General features: G+C 63.6%; 21 protein-coding genes. 4 read left to right on the forward strand and 17 right to left on the reverse strand.

Features of this window, described 5'->3' with window-relative positions; translation table 11 throughout:
* Window position 1: 1 nt before the first annotated feature.
* The 5 genes from EPZ47_RS26395 to EPZ47_RS26415 are packed head-to-tail and all read right to left on the reverse strand — an operon-like array spanning window position 2 to window position 9365.
* Complete coding sequence (locus EPZ47_RS26395) at window positions 2–1621, reverse strand: DUF2300 domain-containing protein (protein WP_135847385.1); 1620 nt, start codon at window positions 1619–1621, stop codon at window positions 2–4.
* Window position 1622: 1 nt separating this feature from the next.
* Window positions 1623–6191, reverse strand: coding sequence for an alpha-2-macroglobulin family protein (locus EPZ47_RS26400; protein ID WP_135847386.1), 4569 nt, complete (start codon window positions 6189–6191; stop codon window positions 1623–1625).
* Complete coding sequence (locus EPZ47_RS26405; RefSeq protein ID WP_420825054.1) at window positions 6188–6826, reverse strand: DUF1175 domain-containing protein; 639 nt, start codon at window positions 6824–6826, stop codon at window positions 6188–6190. The genes EPZ47_RS26400 and EPZ47_RS26405 overlap by 4 nt, the downstream gene beginning before the upstream one ends.
* 5 nt (window positions 6827–6831) lie before the next feature.
* Entirely contained in the window at window positions 6832–8541 is a 1710-nt protein-coding gene (locus EPZ47_RS26410) for a DUF2138 domain-containing protein (RefSeq protein ID WP_135847388.1), read from the reverse strand.
* A gap of 35 nt (window positions 8542–8576) precedes the next feature.
* Window positions 8577–9365: a YfaP family protein gene (locus EPZ47_RS26415; RefSeq protein ID WP_135847389.1), complete on the reverse strand. Its 789-nt coding sequence runs from the start codon at window positions 9363–9365 to the stop codon at window positions 8577–8579.
* Between the two features lie 524 nt (window positions 9366–9889).
* Here EPZ47_RS26415 and EPZ47_RS26420 point away from each other — a divergent pair.
* The 4 genes from EPZ47_RS26420 to EPZ47_RS26435 all read left to right on the forward strand — a co-directional run bounded on the left by EPZ47_RS26420 (window position 9890) and on the right by EPZ47_RS26435 (window position 15055).
* Entirely contained in the window at window positions 9890–10132 is a 243-nt protein-coding gene (locus EPZ47_RS26420; protein ID WP_003185917.1) for an exodeoxyribonuclease VII small subunit, read from the forward strand.
* Complete coding sequence (ispA, locus tag EPZ47_RS26425; protein ID WP_135847390.1) at window positions 10129–11016, forward strand: (2E,6E)-farnesyl diphosphate synthase; 888 nt, start codon at window positions 10129–10131, stop codon at window positions 11014–11016. The genes EPZ47_RS26420 and ispA overlap by 4 nt, the downstream gene beginning before the upstream one ends.
* A gap of 114 nt (window positions 11017–11130) precedes the next feature.
* A complete protein-coding gene (gene dxs, locus EPZ47_RS26430) occupies window positions 11131–13029 on the forward strand; it encodes a 1-deoxy-D-xylulose-5-phosphate synthase (RefSeq protein WP_135847391.1) in 1899 nt (632 codons plus the stop codon).
* A gap of 145 nt (window positions 13030–13174) precedes the next feature.
* On the forward strand, window positions 13175–15055 hold the full coding sequence (locus EPZ47_RS26435; RefSeq protein WP_135847392.1) for a TonB-dependent receptor domain-containing protein: 1881 nt from the start codon (window positions 13175–13177) through the stop codon (window positions 15053–15055).
* A gap of 108 nt (window positions 15056–15163) precedes the next feature.
* Here EPZ47_RS26435 and EPZ47_RS26440 read toward each other — a convergent pair whose 3' ends face one another.
* From EPZ47_RS26440 to nrdR, 12 genes are all read right to left on the reverse strand, one after another.
* Window positions 15164–15961, reverse strand: a complete 798-nt coding sequence (locus EPZ47_RS26440; protein WP_135847393.1) for a cobalamin-binding protein — start codon at window positions 15959–15961, stop codon at window positions 15164–15166.
* Complete coding sequence (locus tag EPZ47_RS26445) at window positions 15961–16380, reverse strand: MFS transporter (RefSeq protein ID WP_135847394.1); 420 nt, start codon at window positions 16378–16380, stop codon at window positions 15961–15963. The genes EPZ47_RS26440 and EPZ47_RS26445 overlap by 1 nt, the downstream gene beginning before the upstream one ends.
* On the reverse strand, window positions 16377–16994 hold the full coding sequence (ribA, locus tag EPZ47_RS26450; RefSeq protein WP_135847395.1) for a GTP cyclohydrolase II: 618 nt from the start codon (window positions 16992–16994) through the stop codon (window positions 16377–16379). The genes EPZ47_RS26445 and ribA overlap by 4 nt, the downstream gene beginning before the upstream one ends.
* A gap of 109 nt (window positions 16995–17103) precedes the next feature.
* Window positions 17104–17862 carry a substrate-binding periplasmic protein gene (locus tag EPZ47_RS26455; protein ID WP_135847396.1) on the reverse strand — a complete coding sequence of 253 codons (759 nt, stop codon included), beginning with the start codon at window positions 17860–17862 and terminating at the stop codon, window positions 17104–17106.
* Window positions 17863–17873: 11 nt separating this feature from the next.
* Complete coding sequence (locus EPZ47_RS26460; RefSeq protein WP_003206020.1) at window positions 17874–18377, reverse strand: phosphatidylglycerophosphatase A family protein; 504 nt, start codon at window positions 18375–18377, stop codon at window positions 17874–17876.
* Entirely contained in the window at window positions 18374–19339 is a 966-nt protein-coding gene (gene thiL / locus EPZ47_RS26465) for a thiamine-phosphate kinase (protein WP_135847397.1), read from the reverse strand. Before thiL ends, EPZ47_RS26460 begins: the two co-directional genes overlap by 4 nt.
* Before the next feature lie 16 nt (window positions 19340–19355).
* The gene (gene nusB, locus EPZ47_RS26470) at window positions 19356–19856 is read right to left on the reverse strand and encodes a transcription antitermination factor NusB (RefSeq protein WP_135847398.1); all 501 of its coding nucleotides are present in this window, start codon (window positions 19854–19856) and stop codon (window positions 19356–19358) included.
* A complete protein-coding gene (gene ribH, locus EPZ47_RS26475; RefSeq protein ID WP_047229743.1) occupies window positions 19853–20329 on the reverse strand; it encodes a 6,7-dimethyl-8-ribityllumazine synthase in 477 nt (158 codons plus the stop codon). The genes nusB and ribH overlap by 4 nt, the downstream gene beginning before the upstream one ends.
* A 90-nt stretch (window positions 20330–20419) precedes the next feature.
* Complete coding sequence (ribBA, locus tag EPZ47_RS26480; RefSeq protein WP_135847399.1) at window positions 20420–21511, reverse strand: bifunctional 3,4-dihydroxy-2-butanone-4-phosphate synthase/GTP cyclohydrolase II; 1092 nt, start codon at window positions 21509–21511, stop codon at window positions 20420–20422.
* 16 nt (window positions 21512–21527) lie between these two features.
* Window positions 21528–22202 (reverse strand): riboflavin synthase, encoded by a 675-nt coding sequence (locus EPZ47_RS26485; RefSeq protein ID WP_135847400.1) that lies wholly within the window; start codon window positions 22200–22202, stop codon window positions 21528–21530.
* Between the two features lie 45 nt (window positions 22203–22247).
* Window positions 22248–23381 carry a bifunctional diaminohydroxyphosphoribosylaminopyrimidine deaminase/5-amino-6-(5-phosphoribosylamino)uracil reductase RibD gene (ribD, locus tag EPZ47_RS26490; RefSeq protein ID WP_135847401.1) on the reverse strand — a complete coding sequence of 378 codons (1134 nt, stop codon included), beginning with the start codon at window positions 23379–23381 and terminating at the stop codon, window positions 22248–22250.
* Window positions 23378–23842, reverse strand: a complete 465-nt coding sequence (gene nrdR, locus EPZ47_RS26495) for a transcriptional regulator NrdR (protein WP_024778359.1) — start codon at window positions 23840–23842, stop codon at window positions 23378–23380. The genes ribD and nrdR overlap by 4 nt, the downstream gene beginning before the upstream one ends.
* Window positions 23843–23880 lie beyond the last annotated feature (38 nt).

Here is a 23880-nt window from a genome sequence, read left to right on the forward strand (position 1 = left end):
TCTATTCCAGCAAGAGGTGACGGGCGAGCCCTTCGATATAGTTTTCGTCCTGGCCGTTGGGGTGAGCTTCGAAGGCCAGGTGCAAATATTCATGAGTCAGGTCAAGGCGGTCTTGCAGCGACAGCACGCCGCGCACATAGATGCGCTGGCGCTCGCGGTCGACATAAGGTCGGCCGAACGCCACACGGCACACTGCGAAAGCACTGATTTCGTTGTAGCCCACTTCGCTTTCCAGCCGCGAGCGCCAGCCGCGCCGCTGTTTCAGCAACCAGTCCTGGGCAGCCGGCAGTGCTTCGCAGGACGCCACCGGGTTGTCCCAGCGGCTGAGGCTGGCGCGCGGGTAGGCATGCAGCAGAATGGTGTCGTAGCGTTGGCCGGCGTTGGCTTGCTCCACGGCTTGGGCCCAGGACAATTTGTCCGGGCCGGCCTGGTCGGAGTGGTAGGTGACATCGGTGCCGGCCAGCACCAGATCGCTGGTCCAGGCGGCAATGGCGCGGGTTTCGGGCGCCGCCGGGCGCGGGGCGACGCGTTGGCGATGGCTGCTGTCGTCGATGCTCAGGCAGTCGCCGTTGCGTTGAGCGTTTTGCAGCAGGTAGGTGCGGGCCGCCACGGCCAAGGCCTTGGCGGCCTCGACGGGCTCAGCCTTGGCCTCCCGTTGCAGGACCCGGGCGACGTACTCTTCCCGGTCCAGTCGTGCCACCAGCTTGCCGGGCATCAGGAACAGCTCGCCGTCGCTGTGGATATCCAACTGGTTACCGTTGCTGAATTCAACGCGGTAGTCGCCGCGCAGTTGACCCGGCGTGGCTGGCCGGTCGCCCGCCATCACCCGTTGCCAGGGATAACGGGCAAACAGGCCGACTTCCACACAACGCCCGGTTTCCGCCGGCCAGCGCGATGGCAATGCCGTCGCCAAGCCATCGCCATACACCTTCAAGACCTGCTGGCTGGTGCCGCGCCCACCGGCCCACACCGGTGTGCCGTCAGCCAGCCAACCAGCGAAACCGCCCTGGCGCGACGAGGGCCCCTGGTCACCCAGCCAGCTCCAGGTCTTGACCCGCAGGCGGCTGCCCAACTCGCCGACCAGTCGCCCGTCCGCCGCGTTGAGCACCACGTCCAGCAGCACCCGACGGGCCTGGTCCTGGGCCGGCAACGTTGCCAGGGCCTTGAGCAATTGCGCGACAGGCACCTGCTGTTGAGGTTGCAAGGCGGGCAAGTCCGACAGCCACGCCGGCGCCTGGCGGGCTTGCCAGTAGTCGCGCCAGTCCGAGGCCGAAAGCCCGAGCCGCTGCGGTTCGAAGTACAAGCCGCAGGATTTCACCAGGGCCTGATCGCGACCGATGCTCTGCCCGGCATTGCAGCAATAGACCTCTTCCTTCGATTCGCCGCGACACTCGTAAACCGGCTCACGGGCGTTGGTGTCCACCAGCCAGGCGTAGACAAACAGCTTCCACAGGCTGCCCAGCGGCGCCTGCAAGGCATCAGGCAGTGGCTGACGATCCAGCACCTGGGTCTGGCTGACTCGCAGCAACTGACCGTCGAAAGCCAGGCGCAGCGGCTCGTCCTGCGCTGTTGCCAGCGCAGGGATCAAGCACAACAGCCAGCCAACCCACGGCCTGCGCATGTCAGTTGACCGTCACCTGACCGAGCGCCGGTTTCTGTTCCCGCGCCTGATTCTGCGGCGCGTAGACCTGAGTGAAACGCACCGGCGGCAAGCTGAACTGACCCTTCTGGGAGAAACGCACCAAATGCCGCAGGCGCAGTTCGCCACTGAGGGCATCCACCGGCACTGCATAAGCCATCTGGCCCGGCTCGAAGCGCGCTCTTTCCAGGGAAGTCGGTTCGCTGTCGGCCTTGCCCATCAACTGGATGCCCCAGGTGGTGCGCTCCACGTCGGCGCCCGGTGGCAGCGGCACTTCGAGCATGCCGTAGCGCAGCGGCGTCGGCGCCTTGCTGTTGATGATCACTTCATCCAGATAGAGGCTGTCGCTGGACAAGGGCTTGTTGCCCACGGCTTCGAGCTTGAAGGTGAACGCCTCATCGCCCGGCACCAGCCGCGACAGGCGACGGGTGATGGACACCGCCATCGGTGCTACTGGCGCTTGCTGGCTCTGGAAGCTCAGTGCCGCTTGCAGCGGACGCTCCTCGGCACCGGTCAGCGTCAGCATCGTCGGAAGCTGCGCGCCCTGCCATTGCCAATAGGTTTCACCGGTGGCGCCTTGCTTGGCTTTCCAGCCTTCGCCCGGAGCCAGTGCCACAGCCGGCGCGGTCTGCTCGATACTGCCTTGCAGCCAGGTCAGGGCCAAGGCCCGTTCCAGGGTGGACTGTTGCGGCAACACGCGTTCCAGCAAAGCCGTGGCGCGAGCCTGATCGAAGTTCTGCAGCGACAGCACCAGGGCCTCGACGAACGGCTGAGAGCTGAGTTCCAGTTGCTGTTGCGCGGCGTCTGCTTGACGGCTGAAAGCCGCCGGCAATGGCACCTTCGCCTGTTTCGCCAAGGACGCAGTCAGCACCCGGGCACTGGCCAGCCCCAGGGCCGAATCCGGAGCGTTCATCACCAGGCTGTCTTCGCCGCTGTCCAGCACGCTTTCGCTGCTGTCTTCACTGGCCTTCGCCAGGTCGTCCATCAGGCCGCTGAGCAAGGTATTCACCGGCAGTTGCATCTGCTTGGCGAACGACAGGATCAGCGCACGTTGCAGCAGTGGCGTGTCACCGGCCTGCTTGGCGTAGACCTCCAGCACCCGCTGCCAGTGTTCCGGCGGCAGGCTCAGGTCCAGGGCCTTGCTGGCGTGCCAGTCGGCGTAATAGGCGTAGGCGGTGAGGAACGCATCCGGCTCGCCGTCCTGGCCCCACCAGGTGAAGCTCGCCGAAGGCCCGGCCATCTGCACCAGGCGCAAGCGACTGTTTTGCATGATCAGGCGCAAGCGATCGCGGATCTGCGGGTTCGACGCCAGGGCCGGGTAGGCAATGCTCAACGGCAGCAGGCGGCTGGCGGTCTGCTCGACGCCGCCGTAGGGGTAGCTCAGCAGATCATCCAGGGCCGAACGGAACAGCGCTTGCGGGCTGTCATCCAGGCGCAGTCGGATGTCGCTGGCGTCAGCCGGCAGGGTCAGCGGAGTGTCACCGCTGGCCACGTCGAGGCGCTGGCTCTGGGTCACTTGCCAACCGTTGCCGCTGGCGTTCAGGTGTACAGCCAGGGCGTCCTGGGTTTCACCGTTCAACTGCAACTGCACGCTCAAGTCACCGTTGCTCAGTTCCAAGGCCGGCAGCGGTACGTAGTTGATGCCATTTTTCAGCTCTACCACCACGCGCTGTTCAGCACCGGCGTAACGGATCAACAGCTCAGCTTTCAGCGGCTTTTCCGCCTGACTGAAGGCAAACAGGCCCATCTGCGGTTTGTCGCCAGTGCGGAACCGGGTCGGGCCGCTCCACTTCAGGTACAGCGGTTTTTCCGAACCGATGAATTGTTTCTTCTGACCCACCTGGCCGTCATCGGAGATGGCCCGGGCGGTGATGCGCCAACGGGTCAGGGAGTCCGGCATCTTGAAGGTGAAACGAACCTTGCCGCTGGCGTCGGTGACCAGCTCCGGCTGCCAGGCGGCAGTGTCGATGTCTTCACGACGCGGCCGCTCCAGCACCTTGACCCCACGCTCGCTGCGGTTGGCCTTGCCCGGCGCGCCGGGGCTGCCCGGCAGTGCCACGTCGTAGCTGATGAACGACAGGCTGGCGCTGGTGCGCACGTTGTTGCGACGCGGGTGATAGAAGAACTGGTCGATGGTCGGCGCCACTTCCGGTTGCAGGGCGTAGACCATTTCATCGACGACGCTGACGGTCAGGTGCGCGGGGATCGCCTTGCCAGCGAACTGGGTGCTCAGGTCCACGGTCACCGTGTCGCCCGGCCGGTAGGTGGCTTTATCGGTGACGACGGCGACGTCGATCTGCGGCGCAACCACCTTGATGCCGGCGTTCTGGAAGCTGTACTGGCCGCCCTTGGTGTAGAGCACCGAGAAGGTCATGTTTGGCGCGAAGGCGTCCTTCACCGGAATCCGCGCGCGGTATTGGGTGTCACTGAGCTTTTCCATCTTCAGCCAGTCACTGCCCTTGGACAGCAGCGCCGTGGCCTCGACCTTGTCACGCTCAAGCGACAGCAACGCATCGCTGACCGGTTCCGGAAAGGTGATCAGCGCCAGGGCTTCATCACCCATTTTGTATTCGGTTTTATCGAGGACGATCTCTACGGTGCCCGGGACGGCCTTGATGCCTTCGCCGGTCACGGCATGGCCGGCGGCGCCAATGACTCGGCCGTGGTCATCCTTGAGTGTCAGGTTGTAGGTGCCGGGGCGGTCGAAGGTCAGGCTGAAACCCTTGTCCTTGGCCGCAAGCTTGCCTTCGCCGGTGCTCTGGTCTTCCAGCCGTACCCATCCATAACTGCCCGGGGTCACGGCTTTGGCCTGCTCGTTGCCGCCTTCGTTGGCGTAGCTGAACGAAACCTTCTGGCCGACGGCACTGAACCGCTGGGGTGCGCTCAGGCGGAAATTCGCCGCGCCACGGTCGATGAGGATTTCCTTGGTGGTCTTGACCCGATACGCCGCGCCGTCGCTGGCAAACACGGTCAACGTGTAGCGGCTCGGCTTGTCGGCGGCCGGCAGGTCGAGGATGGCGTTGCCCTTGGCATCGGTGGTCACTTCGCTGCTGGTCAGCTCCACCGGGAATTGCCCCAGGTATTGCAGCTCGTTATCCACCATCGACAATTGCTGGGCCCGCAGGCTCAGGCTGACCTTGGCGTTGGCCACCGGCTTGCCGTCCGGGTACAGCAGCACGAGATTGCCCTTGACCGGCTCGCCGGTGCGGTAATCCTGCTTGGCCAGGTTCAGGGCGATTTCGAAGTGCGGCTTGATGTATTCGGCCACGCGAAAGGCGCTGCTGTAGAGCTGGTCCTTGTAGCTGAAGCGCAGCTCATAGCCGCCGGCCACGGCGTTTTCCGGCAGTTGGAAACGGCCTTGGGTACCGGCCTTGGAATCCAGCTTCAGGGCCAGGGTTTGCAGGGCGGTGCCGGTGGCATCCAGCACGCTGACATTGACGTCGGCGGCGCTCGGTTGCACCGAATCACGGGCGTTCTTGAATTCACGGCCGACGATTTTCAGCGACACCCAATCCCCCGGCCGGTACAGCGGCCGGTCGGTGAAGGCATAGAGCTTGGTGTCGTAGATTTCGCTGTCGTAGTAGAAGTTTTCCGAGACGAATACCCCGCCCTCCTCGTCTTCGCCGATGACGAACGAACGCTCCGGGCTGACGTGCTTGAGGCGCAGCAAACCGTCTTCATCGGTGGCACCGCTGCTCATCACGCCCAGGCCGTCGGTCCAGAGCACGTTGACCTTGGGCACCGAACGACCTTCATGCTTGCGTGCGGCCCAGACCAGCAGCTCGTCACCGGCAATCTTGCTCACCGCCACGGTGTTGGAGACGAAGACCATGGTGGTCGCGCGGTACTTGCCGATCAGTGCTTCCACCAGGTACAGGCCCGGCTTCAACTGGCCCAGCGGCACGTAGACGTTGCCCGGCGCGACGCTGATGAAGTCACTGGACGAACCGGCCAGGTTGACGCCCGCAGGCGGCTGGATCGGCTTGGCCTGCCACAGCGGATAACGGAACTGGCTGACCACCGGCAAACCCGGGATCAAGGCGAACTGTGCCGGCGCGTCGTACGGAGTCGGTGCAACCAGGGCGTTGCCGACCTTCAATTCCGGCACTTCTTCAGTGACTTGCTGGCGCGACTCGTAGGAGAACGCCCGCTGCATGACCCGACGGGATTTGCGATACCAGTTGTCCCACAGGTACGCCAGGGTGTTCGACAGGCCTTCGCCCTTGAACTGGCCATCGCTGACTACGCGGTGCAGGTTTTTCTGGCGCTTGAGGAAATCCAGCGGCTTGTCGATGCGATAGACGCGGATATCGGCGCCGCCGTAAGGCTCCATGCGGAACCGACGATAGTCGCGGCCCGGCGCTTCGAGGCGAACCATGGCCTGCTCGTCGCTGGCAAAGCTGCTGTCGGCCAGCAGGAAGAAGCTTTCACCGGACACCGGCGTGTAGCCGCTGGGCTCCACGGTGTCTTCGGCATTCACCAGGGGTGCCAGCAACAGGGCAAACAACAAGGGCAGTTTTGAACACAAGCGCAGCATGCGGGCACCGGTCATTGGGAGAGAAAGTTGAGTCGATAGACGCCGATGAAGTTGGGGTTGGCTGCGTCGGGTATCCATCGGGTGTCCTTCCAGTTCATGAGTTGTTGCAGGCTTGCGGAGCGCATGCCGTTGTCGGTAGGGGTTGTGGTGCCGGTGTGATAGGCGATGTAGCGGCCCATCCAGATCATCAGGTGCTGGTCGTCGCCCTGATCGAAGAACATCAGGTCGCCAGGGCGGGCCTGGGCCACATCGCGGCCCACCAGGCGACTGTTGAACTGGATCAGCTTGATGGCGTTGACGTAGGGCCCGACCTTGCCGCCGCCCTGCTGCCATTGCTGGGCGAGGCGTCGTTGCGCATCGCTCAGGGGCAACTCCGGTGGCAGGTAGCGATTGGACAGGCCATTGCTACGCAGCCATTTGTCATCGTGGACCTTCAGCGCTTCGTTGGCGGCAAAGCGCACCAGCCCGGCACAGTCCTGCTGATACCAGCGCGGGCTCGGGCCTCTGGTCAGTTGTTCCTGGGCAATGCGCACGAACCAGGCACGAAAGACCTGGGACTGCTGCACATCCAGCGCCGGCGTCTCGACGGCAAACGCCTGCCCACCGAGCAGCAACGCCAGCAGCAAGGTCAATCCGGAGGTGCGGATCATTCCGGTCACAGCGCTTTCCATTCCAATGGCAGCCACTGCCAGTGACCGTCCGGCTCGCTGCCCTCAGGCAACGTCAGGGCGTATTTGCCGTAGCCGCCGAGGGTGCGCAGTTTCGGGATCAGGTAGGTTTGCGCGGCGTTGTAGAACACCGGTTCCATGTCCTGGGGCAAGCTGTCGAGGGTTTCGCGCTGCATCAGTTGCGCCATGGCGTCCGGGCCGAAGTAGATCGGCATCAGTACATCCTTGGGCACCACGTCAGCCATGGGCGGGAAGCGTTTGGCGAGGGTGCCGAGGGCCTTGTCCACCAATTTGTCGTCGAGGGAAAACAGCAAGGTTGAACCGTGACGCGCCAGGCTCACGCGCATGAACGCCTTGCCGGTGATCGCATCGGGCTGCTCTGCGTCCTTGGCCAGGTAGGGGCCGAAATTGGAGCTGACCTGACGCTGCCACTGGTGCGTCGAGCCTTCTTGCTTCTCGACCACGGGGAACGCATGTTCGGCGACGTTGTTTTCATAGGCGCCCACCATCGAACCGAACAGCTTGCCCATGTCGGCGTCGAGCTTGCCGTCGTCTTCGTTCAGGCTCGCCACCAGCAGCGGCGTGTACAGCCGCGAATCGGCGTACCAGCACAAGCCTGCCGCGCCGGCCATGTGGTCGATCATGGACTGGGCGGCCTTGTCGTCGGCACCGAGTCTCACCAGCAAGGGTTTCTGTTGCTCGGCGGCCAGGGGCAAAGCGACGCAAGCACTGGCGCCCATGGGCATGGCCTGCCAGATCGGCTTGAAGTCGAAGTCCGGCTGGTTTTCCTGTTCGTCCAGGGCCAGGAAGCTGTGCCAGCCCTTGTCGTCCATGTCGAAACGCAAACCCGCGAAGTTCGGGATGAAACGCTGGTAGCCCATGGCAAGAACGCTGGCGTTGACCGAAAGACGTTGCTTCACTTCCGGCGCCTTGGGCGGCAGGCCGAAGGCTTCGGGGAAGAGTTTTTCACCGGCCAGCAGCGCTTCGAGGGCCTGGGTCGAGACCATGCCGGGCTCATCGACAGGGCCATTAGCGTTGTCGTAAAGCTTGGTCGGATTCGACAGCACGACCATCTTGTCGCCATGGGAGGCGAAGGCCAGGGATTTGCTGGCGTTATAGCTCAGTTGGTAAAGCGCGACCTCATCGCCGCCCACCTTCAGGTCGCCGAGCTTGCTCAACTGGGTGTCGTCCAAGGCGACTTTCGCCAACGGCTCCAGCACCTTCGCCAAGCCGCCGCGGTCCATCACCAACAGGAAGTCCTTGAGCCGCCCGTCGGCGCCCCGCCACAGCGCCACATCGGCCGGCTGGTCGAACAACTGCTCGATCAGGCTGTCCTGCAGCTTGAGGTCATGCTCGTAGATGATCCGGCGCAGACTGCCGATCAGCCCGAGGCGGTCGGCATGGGCCTCGTAATAGAAGACAAAGTCTTCGGTGAGCGTGGCCTTGAGAAACGGCACCGCCAACAGGTCCTTGGGCAACTGGCTCAGGGAATGCGCCTCAAGCAAGCCGTCGGGGCGGCTCACGCCGAGCTTTTCCAGGGCAAGCTCCATGGGTGGCGCCTTGGGCTTGGTGATGAACCAGCCCAACCCGGCAGCGACACCGACCACCAGGCACAGCCCGATCAGCAGCGCCGGCCAACGGCGTACAGGTTTGGCGAGAGGTGTCGGCGTGGTCGGGGAAGCAGTGTTGTCGCTCATATTCACAAGGGCCTGTTCATCCGTGGAGCGGATACTTAGTAGTTGAAAGTCTTGACCAGCAACAGATCGCCAATGGCGCGCAGGGGCACGACAAAGGTTTCGCGTTTTTCATCGACGGTGTTTTCGTTGAGCACCAGGTTGATCTGCGAGGTGATCACCTCCTTCTCGTTACTGGTTTCCTCGAAGTTGTAGCCGCCGCTGCCGTAGTTGCCCCAATAGTTCACGTAGACCAGATAGGTGCCGTGCATAGGCGCGGTCATGGTGAACATTTCCGGGCCGGGGCCATCGACCCCATCCGGGTCGAGGCCGCCGCCGTTGGTCAGCGCCGGCTGGCCGAAAAACGCATGTTGGCCGTCGGGTGTGACGATATGCAGATCGAGTTCGGCCTTGGGATCGTCCCAGCCCAGCACCACGCGGATCTGCGCGGGGGTGCGCAGGTTGTTGGCCTCATAGAACTGCACGCGCTTGAGGGACTGGCCCTCGGAGCTGCGCACCTCGACGCTGTTGGAACCGGCGCCGAACGCATACGGCCGGGCGAAACGCCCTTCGTCGTCGGTATAGAGATTCAATGGATTGCCGTTGACCGCCAGGCTGTGGGGCGGACGGGCCGTGCCCATGGCCTTGAGCCGACCCTCGATCATCGTGCGATTGCGCTGCACGCCACGGTCGATGGGCGGTGTGGGATAGGCGACCCGAGGGTTTTCAGTACGATCGAGCAAGCCGCTGTAGCGCCAGCCGCCCACCGGCTCCGACATCTCAGCCGAAGGCTGCGCCCACGCCAGCGGCGCACCGAGCAACACGATCAATAAAGAAAGAAAACGCACGTATGCCTCCTGCCATGCATGACGCAACCCGGCGCCCTTCCTCGGCGCTGCTTGTCATTATTCGGGTTTCGTCTGAAGGCCCCGTCGCAAGGGGGCCGTAGATGGCGCGAAGAGTATCGATTTGACGGTTTTTTCACAATCGGGGAACGCGCGATTCTGTGTGGGAAATCACGTACTGAGGGGTGCGTGAGCCGAATAGACGATTTATTCGGCTCACCAAATGAGCCGAATATGAAAAACGATCCCAATTGCTCCCGTGTGGCGAGGGAACTTGCTTCCGCTCGACTGCGCCCTGTAGGCGCTGCCGGAGGCTGCGATCTTTTGATCTTTCGCTTGGGACTCAAATGCCTGGAGAAAGATCGCAGCCTCGTTGCACTCGACAGTCCCTACACAGCCCAGCGGGAGCAAGCTCCCTCGCCACAAAAGCAGTGGGTCACGGGCCGCGTTTGCCCTGCCCTGATTTGCCCCAAAACCCCATGTCTGCTAGTGTCGCGCCGGTTTAACAGTCAACCGGAATAGCCGCCATGGCCCGCAAAAAAGCTGCACTGGATTTCGAACAATCTCTGGCCGACCTGCAAACGCTGGTCGAACGGCTGGAGAACGGCGAATTGTCGCTGGAAGACTCGCTGACCGCCTTCGAGCAGGGTATCGGCTTGACTCGCGACTGCCAGGCGGCGCTGGCCCAGGCCGAGCAGAAGGTGCAATTGCTGCTCGAGCGTGACGGTGAACTGACCGAAGAGCCTTTCGACGCGGAACAGCCTGAATGATCGGCGCCTATCAGGCCAGCAGTCAGGCCCGGGTCAATGCTGCACTGGACACTTTGTTCACCGCGCCAAGCCCGGAGCTGGCGCGCCTGTACGAAGCCATGCGCTACAGCGTGATGAACGGCGGCAAGCGCGTGCGCCCACTGCTGGCCTACGCCGCGTGCGAAGCCTTGGGCGGCCAGGCCGAACAGGCCAACGGCGCGGCGTGCGCGGTGGAGCTGATTCACGCTTATTCGCTGGTTCACGATGATTTGCCGGCCATGGACGACGACGACCTGCGTCGCGGCCAGCCCACCACCCACAAGCAATTCGACGAAGCCTGCGCGATCCTCGCCGGCGACGGCTTGCAGAGCCTGGCCTTCAGCGCCCTGCTGGACCCGACCCTGAGCGATTGCCCGGCGCAAATTCGCCTGGACATGGTCAGTGCCCTGGCGCTGGCGGCGGGCCCCGCCGGGATGGTCGGTGGCCAGGCCATCGACCTCGGTTCGGTGGGCCTGAAGCTGAACCAGAGCGCCCTGGAATACATGCACCGGCACAAGACCGGCGCCTTGATCGAGGCCAGCGTCAAACTCGGCGCCCTCGCCAGCGGCCGGGCGACACCCGCACAAATACAAGCCTTGCAAACCTATGCCCGGGCTATTGGCCTGGCATTCCAGGTGCAGGACGACATCCTCGACGTCGAAAGCGATACCCAGACCCTGGGCAAACGCCAGGGCGCCGACATCGCCCGGGATAAACCGACCTACCCGGCCCTGCTCGGCCTCGACGCCGCCAAGGCTTATGCCCTGGAGTTGCGCGACCAGGCCCTGGCCGCGCTGCGACCCTTTGACGCGCCGGCCGAGCCGTTGCGCGACTTGGCGCGCTATATCGTCGAACGACGCAGTTGATACGGGGTCAACCCCTTTAGACTGCGTATCGGCCAAGTTCCGGCCAACGCGTGGGCAGCTTGCGATGCATAAGGTAAACTGCCGCCTCTTTCTATACCTATAACGATTCGCCTGATGCCCACGACGTTTCAAGAGATTCCCCGCAAGCGCCCGACCACGCCCCTGCTGGACCGCGCCAACACGCCGGACGGCCTGCGTCGCCTGGGTGAAGCCGAGCTGGAAACCCTGGCCGATGAGTTGCGCCTAGAACTGCTCTACACGGTCGGCCAGACCGGTGGGCACTTCGGCGCGGGCCTGGGCGTCATCGAGCTGACGATCGCGCTGCATTACGTGTTCGATACTCCAGACGACCGCCTGGTGTGGGACGTCGGGCATCAGGCCTATCCGCACAAGATCCTCACCGGCCGTCGCGAGCGCATGGGCACCCTGCGCCAGAAGGACGGCATCGCGGCCTTCCCACGTCGTTCCGAGAGCGAGTACGACACCTTTGGCGTCGGTCACTCCAGCACGTCCATCAGCGCCGCCCTGGGCATGGCGATTGCCGCCCGCCTGCAAAACAGCGAGCGCAAGGCCATTGCCGTGATCGGCGACGGCGCACTGACCGCGGGCATGGCCTTCGAGGCGTTGAACCACGCGCCGGAAGTCGACGCCAACATGCTGGTGATCCTCAACGACAACGACATGTCGATCTCGCGCAACGTTGGCGGGCTGTCCAACTACCTGGCGAAAATCCTCTCCAGCCGCACTTACGCGAGCATGCGCGAAGGCAGCAAGAAAGTGCTGTCACGCCTGCCCGGCGCCTGGGAAATCGCCCGCCGCACCGAAGAATACGCCAAGGGCATGCTGGTGCCCGGCACGCTGTTCGAAGAATTGGGCTGGAATTACATTGGCCCCATCGACGGCCATGACCTGCCCACGTTGATCGCCACCCTGCGCAACATGCGCGATCTCAAGGGCCCGCAGTTCCTGCACGTGGTCACCAAGAAAGGCAAAGGCTTCGCCCCGGCGGAAGTCGACCCGATCGGCTACCACGCCATCACCAAGCTCGAGCCCCTGGACGCTCCGGCTGCCACGCCAAAAAAGGCCGGTGGACCGAAGTATTCCGGCGTGTTCGGCCAATGGCTGTGCGACATGGCCGCCGCTGACCCGCGCCTGGTGGGCATCACCCCGGCAATGAAGGAAGGCTCGGACCTGGTGGCCTTCAGCGAGCGCTACCCACAGCGCTATTTCGACGTGGCGATTGCCGAGCAGCACGCTGTGACCCTCGCGGCCGGCATGGCCTGCGAAGGCGCAAAACCGGTGGTGGCGATCTATTCGACGTTCCTGCAACGCGCCTATGACCAGTTGATCCATGACGTCGCGGTGCAGAACCTCGACGTGTTGTTCGCCATCGACCGCGCCGGTTTGGTCGGCGAAGACGGCCCGACCCACGCCGGCAGCTTTGACCTGTCGTTCCTGCGCTGCATCCCCGGCATGCTGGTGATGACCCCGAGCGATGAAAACGAGCTGCGCAAAATGCTCACCACCGGCCACCTGTTCAATGGTCCGGCGGCGGTGCGTTATCCCCGCGGCACGGGTCCGAACGCCCCCATCGAAGCCAACCTCGAGCCGATCGAAATCGGCAAGGGCGTGATCCGCCGCCAAGGCAAGCAGACCGCCCTGCTGGTGTTCGGCGTGCAACTGGCCGAGGCCCTGAAAGTCGCCGAGACCCTGGACGCCACCGTGGTGGACATGCGTTTCGTCAAACCCCTGGACGAAGCCCTGGTGCGCGAGATGGCCGGCAGCCACGAACTGCTGGTGACCATCGAGGAGAACGCCATCATGGGCGGCGCCGGTGCGGCGGTCAGCGAATTCCTGGCCCGGGAGAACATCCTCAAGTCGGTGCTGCACCTGGGCCTGCCGGACAGCTACGTCGAACACGCCAAGCCAGCACAGATGCTGGCTGAGTGTGGGTTGGATGAGGTCGGGATCGAAGCGTCGGTGCGCCAGCGGTTGCAGCTGCTGGGCCGCTGATCCAGACAACACCCAACCCTGTGGGAGCGAGCTAGCTCGCGATGGCAGCAGATCAGTCAGTAAATTATTGGCTGACACACCGCTATCGCGAGCAAGCGCGCCCCCACAGGGGGTTCTGTACGAACCAGAAATTTGCGGAACGCCCATGAAACTGCGCCTCACCCTCGCCCTTTCCCTACTCCCCGCCACCCACCTGCTCGCCGACACCTTCGAACGCGACCAAGCCCTGAAGCTGCCCGACATCGTGATCAGCGCCAACCGCCAGGTCGAGGCCCGCAACGACAGCAGCGCGGCCAATACCGTGTTCACCCGCGACGACATCGAGCGCCTGCAACCGGCCAGCGTCACCGACCTGCTCAGCCGCGTGCCGGGGGTGCAGGTGGCGCCGTTGGGCGGTCGCGGCAGCTTGCCGGGAATTTACATTCGCGGCACCAAATCGGCCCAGAGCCTGGTGCTGGTGGACGGCCAGCGTATTGGCAACGCCACCTCCGGCGACAGCAACCTGCAACGCCTGAACATCAACCAGATCGAACGAGTGGAAGTGCTGCGCGGTTCGCGTTCGGTGATCTACGGCGCCGACGCGGTGGGCGGGGTGATCCAGATTTTCACCCGTCGCGCTAGCCAACCAGGCCTGCAACCGCGCCTGCACCTGGGTTTCGGCAGCCACCAGACCTGGGAGCGCAGCCTGAGCCTGTCCGGTGGCGACGAGCAGACGCGCTTCAACCTCGGCGCCAGCCTGGACGAAAGCGCCGGGGCCAATCGAACCCAGGAGTCCTACGCCAGTGACCGGGACAACGATGCCAACCGCAACCAGTCCGTCAGCTTGAGCGCAAGTCATGCCATCAACGATGACCTGGAGGTTGGCCTGAACCTGCTGGATAACCGTGGCAAGAGCGAATACGACAACCCGTTCGGCCGCTTCGACCCGAGCACGTTCGAATCACTGCCCCAGCAGCCCTACAGCGACTTTGCGGTGAGCAGTTTCAGCACTTATGTAGACGGCCGGATCAACGATACCTGGAAATCCCGTCTCGAACTGGGCCACAGCGAAAACCGCGAGAAGACCTTCGACAAGCTCAGCGATGTCCGCGAAGTGTTCAACACCTACCGCGACTCGCTGACCTGGCAGAACGATGTGAAACTGGACGAGCGCAACAGCCTGATCGTCGGCGGCGACTGGTACCAGGATCGGGTCAACAGCAGCACACCGTTCGACGAAGGCAGCCGCTGGAACCGCGCAGCGTTTATCCAGCACCGCTTCCAGGCCGAAACGTTCTCCACCGAACTGGGCCTGCGCCGCGACCAGAACCAGCAATTCGGCGGCCAGAACAGTTGGAGCGGCACCCTCACCCTGCCGGTGAACGCCGACAACGACCTGCTGCTGACCTACAGCGAAAGCTTTCGCGCCCCCACCTTCAACGACCTGTACTACCCGGACTTCAGCAACCCGGACCTGAAACCCGAAACCGCCAAAAGCTACGAACTGCAATGGCGCAGCCAATTGAGCGACAACGCCCGCCTGGAGACCTCGCTGTACCGCACGGACCTGGAAGACGCGATCATTTTTGGCAGCCACTCACGTCCGCAGAACGTCGCCTCGGCGCGGATCAACGGTTTTGAGATGGCCCTCATGCAGGATATGTTCGGCTGGCAGAGCAACCTGGGCCTGGCCATCATCGACCCGCGTGACCGTGACAGCGGCCACACCCTGGCCCGCCGCGCGCGCCGGACCGTGAGCATGGACCTGGACCGGCAATTCGACCGCCTTGGCCTGGGCGCCACCTGGCAAGCAGTGAGCGGCAGCTACGACGATGAAAACAACCGCAATGCCCTGGGCGGCTATGCCCTGCTCGGGTTGCGCGGCAGTTGGGCGCTGACCCGCGAGGTGAAGCTAGAAATGAAGGTGGATAACCTGCTGGACAAGGGGTACAGCCGGGCGCTGTATAGCCATGATGGTCAGCAGTATGGGTATCGGGAAGAGGGGCGGAGCTGGGTGTTTGGGGTGACTTGGACACCGGATATCTGATGCAGGATGTGTGATGTTTGAGCGGGCCTCTTCGCGAGCAAGCCCGCTTCCACAGTAGGAATGCGTACCCTGTGGGAGCGGGCTTGCTCGCGAAGGGCGCACCGCGGTCTACCTGTCCGGCGCAATCAACCCACACAACCCAGCCGTCGCCTCGATCATCTGCCCACTGGGCCGCTCCAGCCCCTTGTCACGCACTAACAACAACCGGCCCTGCGCCACTGCCGGCAACTGCGGCCAGGCTTTCCAGGCGTCGAGCTGGGCCTGCTCGGTGGCGAGGATGACCTGCGGATTGCGCTGCAACACTGACTCCACGCTCACCTGCGGCGCCGGCAGACTCAGGTCGGCAAAGACGTTCCGCGCCCCGCACACCGCCAGCGCATCGCTGATGATCTGCCCGCCACCGACGGTGTACAACGGCCGGTCCCAGACCTGATAGAACACCGGCAACGGCGTGTCACGCCGGTAACGCTGGCGCAGCTCTTCCAGACGCACGCGCAACTGCGCCGCTCGCTGCACGCCTCGCGCCGGGCGACCGAGTTGTGCGGCGATGTCTTCGATTTGGCTGATGAGTGGGTCGAGGCCATGGGGCTCGGCGACGTAGGTGGGGATGTTCAAGCCCTTGAGCTGTTCGCGCTGGGCCGGCCCAACACTGCCGGGCCAGAGCAGCAGCAGATCAGGCCGCAGGCTGAGCAAGCGCTCCATGTCCAGTTGCCCGTAACGGCCTACCGAGGGCAGCTCTTTGAGCCCCTGCGGACGATCACCGGCATCCAGCACGCCCACCAGCAGGTCGGCGGAGTCCAGCTCAACAACAATTTCCGTAAGCGACGGCGCCAGACTGACGACCCGCGGGGCCGCCGTCGTCGAGGCGCTGAGGGCCAGCAGCAGGACCGCCAGCCAGCGGTTCATCAGCCGAGCTGACGCGGGATGCGATACAGGTAGAACAACACCGTGGAGGATAAGGCCAGCAACATCAGCGGCACCGCCTCCAGGCCCACGAACACCCCCAGGGCGCCGATCCAGGCCGGCAGCCCGGCGACCAGGAACGCCACACGACGGCGGGCCGCCAGGGCGATCCAGGCCTGGGGCTCTTCCGGGGTGTCGAGGGCGTTCTGGGTGGCGATCAAGGCGTGTTTATAAGGCCCGAAGAATCGCAGGCTGACAAACATCGACGCCACGCCCGCGATAAACAGCGGCATCGCCAGCACCGGCAGAATCGCTTCGCCCTGGCCAAACACCGCGTTGATCACGAACAGCGGCACCAAGGCCAGCGCCAGGTACTGCCACCAACTGACGGCCAGTCGCCGCCGAACCTGGCCACGCGTCACGCCCGGTCAACCTCGCCCTGGTGCTCGTTGCCCATCATGTGGTCGAGCTTGCTGGCCTTGGTCGCCAGATAGAGTTTGTTATGCGGATTATGGCCGGTGTGCAGCGGCACCCGCTCAGCAACCACGATACCCATGTCGGTCAGCGCCTTGACCTTGCGTGGGTTGTTGGTCATCAGCCGCAGGGACTTGATACCCAGGTGTTCGAGCATCGGCAAGCAAATGCTGTAGTCACGCAGGTCGGCGGCAAAGCCCAGGCGTTCGTTGGCTTCCACGGTATCGGCGCCGCCATCTTGCAGTTCGTAGGCGCGGATCTTGTTCAACAAGCCAATCCCACGCCCTTCCTGGCGCAGGTACAGCAACACACCACGGCCTTCGCGGGCGATGGCTTGCAGCGCGGCCTCAAGTTGCGAACCGCAATCGCAGCGTTGGCTGAACAGGGCGTCGCCCGTCAGGCATTCGGAGTGCAGGCGGCCGAGTACCGGGCTACCGTCGGCGAAATCACCCAGGCTCAGCACGACGTGCTCGCGACCGGTGGCTTCATCGAGAAAACCATGCATGGTGAATTGCGCAAAAGGCGTTGGCAGCTTGGAAGCGGCAACAAAAACGACAGGCACCGGTGTGCTCCTGATCTAGTACTGGAGTTTCGCAGAGGCGGGCATTGTAACAGCACGTCCCGACAGACGCTTAGGCTGAATTGTCGGCTATAACCATCGAAAAGTTTGATTACGGCTTCGGTGGCTTGCCATGCTCGTCGAAGGGATAGGGTTGCTTCCAGCGTTCGAAAATCGGTTTGAGCTGGCCAGTTTTCACCAGTACCTCCATGCGCCGGTCAAACAGATCAAGTAGCGCCTTTCCATTTGCAGTGTTGGCAAAGCCCAGGTACAGCGGCAAATTGATCAGCGGCGAGAGTTTGAACTGCTTGGGATTATCGGCCTTGGCCAGTAGCTCTTCGATTTCCATCGACGCATCGATGTAATAATCCGCACGCTCATGGATCAGCATCGGCAAGATACCCACCGAACGATGGACTTCATTGAAACGGCGAATGTTGGGCAGGTAGTTGTTGTATTCGTATCCGCGCATCCATACCAGGCGGTAATTGCCAATCGTCGCCAGCGTCGGCGTCGGTTTGGAGGTCAGTCCCAAGGCATAGATGTGATCGACGTCGTAGTGCCACTCGGGGTAAAGCACGCCTTCGGACTCATCCCGATAGGCACCGACCTGCACGTCGACTTCGCCGCGCTGCACCAATCCGATCGAACGGGTGTACGGCACGCTGCGGATCTCCAGCTTGACGCCTTCGGGTTCGAACACCTCACGCAAGATGTCCCAGCCCATGCCCTCGCCATTGGCCTGGGTGTAATCGGCCCACTCCTCACTGGCCGCGCGGACCTTGCCCGGCAGCTGCGCCGGGTCGGCCGCCCGTACGCCGAGACAGGCCCCTAGACACAGCAACAGCAGTAGTGCACGGCTTACGCCCATTCCTGGCTCCCTCAGGTGAAACACCACACTAATCCTTGCATTGCCAACCAGGCAAAGACCCCGGCCAATACATCGTCGAGCATGATCCCGACGCCTCCATGCACGTGCCGATCGATCCAGCGAATCGGCCACGGCTTGAGAATATCGAAGAAGCGGAACACCAGGAAACCCGCCAACAGCCAGTACCAGCCTTCTGGCACCAGCCACAGGGTGATCCACATGCCGACCATTTCGTCCCAGACGATACCTTCATGATCGTGCACCCGCAGGTCATCCGCCACTTTGCCGCACAGCCAGAAGCCGAACAGCATGGTGATGCCCAGCATCAGCCAATAGCCCCAATCCGGCAACATCTGCCACAACGGTATAAAGGGTAGCGCAACCAGCGAGCCCCATGTGCCCGGTGCTTTAGGCAAAGTACCCGAACCGAAGCCAAATGCCAGGAAATGCCAGGGATTACGCCAGACCGAGGGCGGAACGAATTCTGCCGGGACCTGGTTGGGATGATCTGTCACGGTGTCTCCCGAAAATGTTGATAGCCCCGGATTTGCGGGGTGATGTCGCGTCCTTCACTGTCGAGCAGCGTGACGCCTTGCCCGGTCATGACGGAGCCGATCACGTGGACAGGCCAGCCGTCGGCCTGCAACGTCGCCAGTCGAGTCGGTGGCACGGTGAATAACAACACATAATCGTCGCCACCACTCAGGGCGGCGTGTGCGGCACCCGACGGGCCGAGGAACGTTACTAGAGCGTTGGACAGCGGCAGTCGGTCCCGTTCAACGTGTAATGCCACGCCAGACGCCAGAGCGATATGCCCGCAATCGGCCAGTAGCCCATCGGAAATGTCCATCGCCGCACTGGCCTTGCCCCGCAATGCCAGGCCCAAGTCGATCTGCGGCTGGGGTGACCAGTAGTGGGCCAGCAGTGGCTCGGCGACCGCAGGTTCGGCGTCGCGCTGGCCGAGCACCAGCGGCAATGCGCCGGCGGCATTGCCTAGCTCGCCGCCAACACACAGCAAATCGCCAGGCTGCGCGCCGCCTCGGGTCAGGGCCTGGCCGGATGGCACACTTGCGAACACGGTCATGGTCAGGCTCAGTGGGCCACGGGTGGTATCCCCTCCCACCAGTGCTACACCGCAAGCCTGGGCCATCTGATTCAAACCACGGGCATAGGCTTGCAGCCAATCGGCGGTCACCGTCGGCAAGGTCAGGGCAAGGGTAAATGCAACAGGGGTGGCGCCCATGGCAGCCAAGTCACTGACCGCCACGGCCAGCGAGCGCTGGCCGAGCAGGAACGGGTCGCACGGGTCTGGAAAATGCACACCGGCCACGAGGGTGTCGGTGGACACCGCCAGCTGTTCCCCGGGAGGAACGGCCAGCAAGGCGCAGTCGTCGCCGATCCCCAGCACAACGCCCTCGCCGCCTTGGGCGCAAGGCGCGGCGGCGAAGTAATTACGGATCAGCTCAAACTCACCCATGGGATTTCAAGCGCAATCAGCGCTTGAACGCCTTCACTTCAGCTTCACGCAGACGCGGGGCCAGCTTGTCGAGCACGCCGTTGACGAACTTGTGGCCATCGGTGGAACCGAAGACTTTCGCCAGCTCGATCCCTTCGTTGATCACCACGCGGTACGGCACGTCGGCGCGCTGCATCAGTTCCCAGGTAGACAGGCGCAACACCGCCAGTTCAACCGGGTCCAGCTCTTCGATGGTCAGGTCCAGGCAAGGGGCCAGGGCGATGTCGATCTCGGTCTTGTGGGCCGGCACGCCGTGGAGGATCTCGCGGAAATACGCGCCATCGACATCGCTGAAATCGTTGTCGACCCGAAACTGCGCTTCGATCTCGTTCAGCGATTGCTTGGCCATGTGCCATTGATACAGCGCTTGGGTCGCGAGCTGGCGGGCTTCGCGACGCTTGACGCTTTTCGAAGGCTTGCCGGCATCGGCAGGCTTGGGATCGCGCGGGTTGAAACGATCGCTTTCGTCGCTAATCACTTGGCCTCCAACTGCGCCAGCAGGCTGACCATTTCCAGGGCGGACAGGGCAGCTTCGGCGCCTTTGTTACCGGCCTTGGTGCCGGAACGTTCGATGGCTTGCTCGATGGAATCAACGGTCAGCACGCCGAAGGCGACCGGAACGCCGAACTCCATGGACACCTGGGCCAGGCCCTTGGTGCATTCGCCGGCCACGTATTCGAAGTGCGGAGTACCGCCACGAATGACCGCGCCCAGGGCGATGATCGCCGCATACTCGCCCTTTTGAGCGACTTTCTGCGCAACCAGTGGAATTTCGAAGGCGCCAGGCGCACGGATGATGGTGATGTCGCTTTCGCTCACGCCATGGCGAACCAGGGCATCGACCGCACCGCCGACCAGGCTCTCAACCACGAAGCTGTTGAAACGGCCCACTACCAGAGCGTAGCGGCCTTGAGGGGCGATGAAGGTACCTTCGATGGTCTTCAGGGTCATTCGTCAGATCTCTTAAAGAGCCAGAGCGCGTTCAATACGCGCTCCTTAGTGATATTAGCCACGAATACAGGGCCGGAAAATCCCGGGTGATTATTCGGAGGGCACGTATTCTACAACTTCCAGATCGAAACCGGATATCGCATTAAATTTCATCGGTGCGCTCATCAGGCGCATTTTACGCACGCCCAGGTCGCGAAGGATCTGCGAACCGGCACCGACGATGCTGTAGGTGGTCGGTTTTTTCACCACGGCCTGATCGCCGGTTTCGCGGATGTGCGCCAGCAGCACGTCGCCGTCGAGCGGGTGACCGAGCAGCAGCACCACGCCGCTGCCAGCCGCGGCCACCGCGACCATGGCGGCCCGCAGGCTCCAGCGGCCGGGCTGCTTGACCATCAACAGGTCGCGCAGCGGGTCCATGTTGTGTACGCGCACCAGGGTCGGTTCCTCGGCGCACACGGTGCCCAGGGTCAGCGCCATGTGCACGTCGCCTTCCACCGAGTCGCGGTAGGTCACCAGGTTGAACTGGCCCAATTCGCTGTCCAGCGGCTGCTCGGCAATCCGCTGAACGGTACGTTCGTGGATCATCCGGTAGTGAATCAGGTCGGCGATGGTGCCGATCTTGATGTTGTGTTCGGCGGCGAACGTTTCCAGTTCCGCGCGACGGGACATGGTGCCGTCGTCGTTCATCACCTCGCAGATCACCCCACTGGGTTCGAAACCGGCCATGCGCGCCAGGTCGCACGCCGCTTCGGTGTGGCCGGCACGGGCCAGGGTGCCACCGGCCTGGGCCATCAACGGGAAGATGTGGCCGGGGCTGACAATGTCTTCGGCCTTGGCGTCTTTCGCCGCGGCGGCTTGCACGGTGCGCGCACGGTCAGCGGCGGAGATACCGGTGGTCACGCCCTCGGCAGCCTCGATGGACACGGTGAACTTGGTGCCGAAACCGGAGCCGTTGCGCGGCGCCATCAGCGGCAGCTTCAGCAGCTCGCAGCGCTCGCGGGTCATCGGCATGCAGATCAGGCCACGGGCGTGCTTGGCCATGAAGTTGATGTGTTCGGCCTTGCAGCACTCGGCGGCCATGATCAGGTCGCCTTCGTTCTCGCGGTCTTCGTCATCCATAAGGATGACCATCTTGCCTTGGCGGATGTCTTCAACCAGTTCTTCGATGCTATTGAGCGCCACGCGGCACCCCCTTGGGTCAGGATTTGAGGTAGCCGTTGGCGGCCAGAAAGCTTTCAGTGATGTTACCCGGCTTTTGTGGGGAGCCAGGCTCTGCGGCCTTGTCTCCCATAAGCAGGCGCTCCAGGTAACGGGCCAGCAAGTCGACTTCCAGGTTGACCCGGCGACCCGGCCGATACGAGGCCATGATGGTTTCGCTCAGGGTGTGCGGGATGATGGTCAGCAGGAATTCGGCGCCATCCACCGCATTGACCGTCAGGCTGGTGCCGTCGACGGTGATCGAGCCTTTATGGGCGATGTACTTGGCCAGTTCCTTCGGCGCACGGATGCGAAACTCCACGGCCCGGGCGTTATCGCTGCGCGAGACCACTTCGCCGACGCCGTCGACATGGCCGCTGACCAGGTGTCCGCCCAGGCGAGTGGTGGGGGTCAGGGCTTTTTCCAGGTTGACCGGGCTGCCGCTCTTGAGATCGTTCATGGCGGTGCAGTCGAGGGTTTCGCGGCTGACGTCGGCCAGGAAACCGTTGCCCGGCAGCTCCACCGCGGTCAGGCACACGCCGTTGACCGCAATGCTGTCGCCCAGTTTGACGTCGCTCAGGTCGAGCTTGCCGGTTTCGACATAAACCCGCACATCGCCGCCCTTGGGGGTGAGTGCGCGGATGCTGCCGATGGATTCGATGATGCCGGTAAACATGGAGTCCTCCTCGAGAACAGGCCGCCGCTTAGCGAAAGCCGGGAATTATACGCTCGCCGGCGAAACGGGGACGGCGATGACTCGCCAGTCATCGCCCACGGCGCGGATTTCGGTAATTTTCAGCGCTGGGGCATCTTTCATCTGCGCCAGCGGCCAATCCAGCAACGGTCGCGCCGTAGAACCGAGAAACTTGCCGGCGATGAAAATCTGGAATTCGTCCACCAGACCTTGCCGGGCAAATGCCCCCGCCAGGCGCGGACCGGCCTCCACCAACACCTCGTTGACGCCACGGCCCGCCAGCTCCACCAGCAGGCGACGCAGATCGACCTGGCCGTCATCGCCCGCCACAATCATGCATTCAGGGCCGTTGGCGTACTGTTCTTCCACCGCCATGCAGGTAGCGACCAACGCCGGGCCGGCCTTGAAGAACGCTGCATCCAGCGGCACCCGCAGGCGCCCGTCCACCAGCACCCGCAGCGGTGGACGGCTCATGACCAGCGCGGTCTGCTCCGGGTCCAGCCCGAGTTCATCGGCGCGCACGGTCAGCCGGGCGTTGTCCGCCAGCACCGTATCGGCGCCGGTCAGCACCACGCTGGCCTGGGCCCGCAGGCGTTGCACCGCCGAGCGTGCGGCCGGGCCGGTGATCCATTGGCTTTCGCCACTTTCCATGGCGGTGCGACCATCCAGGCTCATGGCGAGCTTGACCCGCACGAACGGCAGGCCGTGTTCCATGCGCTTGAGGAAGCCCTGGTTGAGCTGGCGCGCCTCGCCTTCCAGCACGCCGCTTTCAGTGGCGATGCCAGCCTGGGCCAGCCGTTGCAGACCCCGACCGGCAACTTCCGGGTTCGGGTCCTGCATTGCCGCCACCACCCGCGCCACGCCGGCGTTGACCAGCGCGTCGGCACACGGCGGCGTGCGCCCGTGATGGCTGCAGGGCTCGAGGGTCACGTAGGCCGTGGCGCCCCGGGCCTGTTCACCGGCGGCGCGCAGGGCATGGACTTCGGCATGGGGTTCGCCGGCGCGGATGTGCCAGCCTTCGCCGACAATCTGTCCGTCACGCACGATCACGCAACCGACCCGGGGATTGGGGTGGGTGGTGTAGTGACCGCGCCGCGCCAATTCCAGGGCACGGGCCATGTAGTGGGCGTCGAGGACGGCCTGCTGCGCCGAAACGGTCATTCTTTCACCGGTTCGCGGGCCAGGCGGTCGATTTCTTCGCGGAATTCGTTCAAGTCCTGGAAGCGCCGGTACACCGAGGCGAAACGGATGTAGGCGACTTCATCGAGCTTCTGCAGCTCGGCCATCACCAGCTCACCGACCACCAGGGATTTGACCTCACGCTCGCCGGTCGCCCGCAGCTTGTGCTTGATGTGCACCAGCGCCGCTTCCAGGCGCTCGACACTCACCGGGCGTTTTTCCAGGGCGCGCTGCATGCCGGCGCGCAGTTTGTCTTCGTCGAACGGCTGGCGGCTGCCGTCGGTTTTGATCAGGCGCGGCAACACCAGTTCAGCGGTCTCGAACGTGGTGAAACGCTCGCCGCAGGCCAGGCATTCGCGGCGGCGGCGGACCTGTTCGCCCTCGGCGACCAGTCGCGAGTCGATGACCTTGGTGTCGTTGGCACCGCAGAAGGGACAGTGCATGGTGGCAGGCAACAAAAAAAGGGAGGGCCATGGTAGCG

This window comes from Pseudomonas viciae (genome assembly GCF_004786035.1).
In the GTDB taxonomy this organism is placed as follows: domain Bacteria; phylum Pseudomonadota; class Gammaproteobacteria; order Pseudomonadales; family Pseudomonadaceae; genus Aquipseudomonas; species Aquipseudomonas viciae.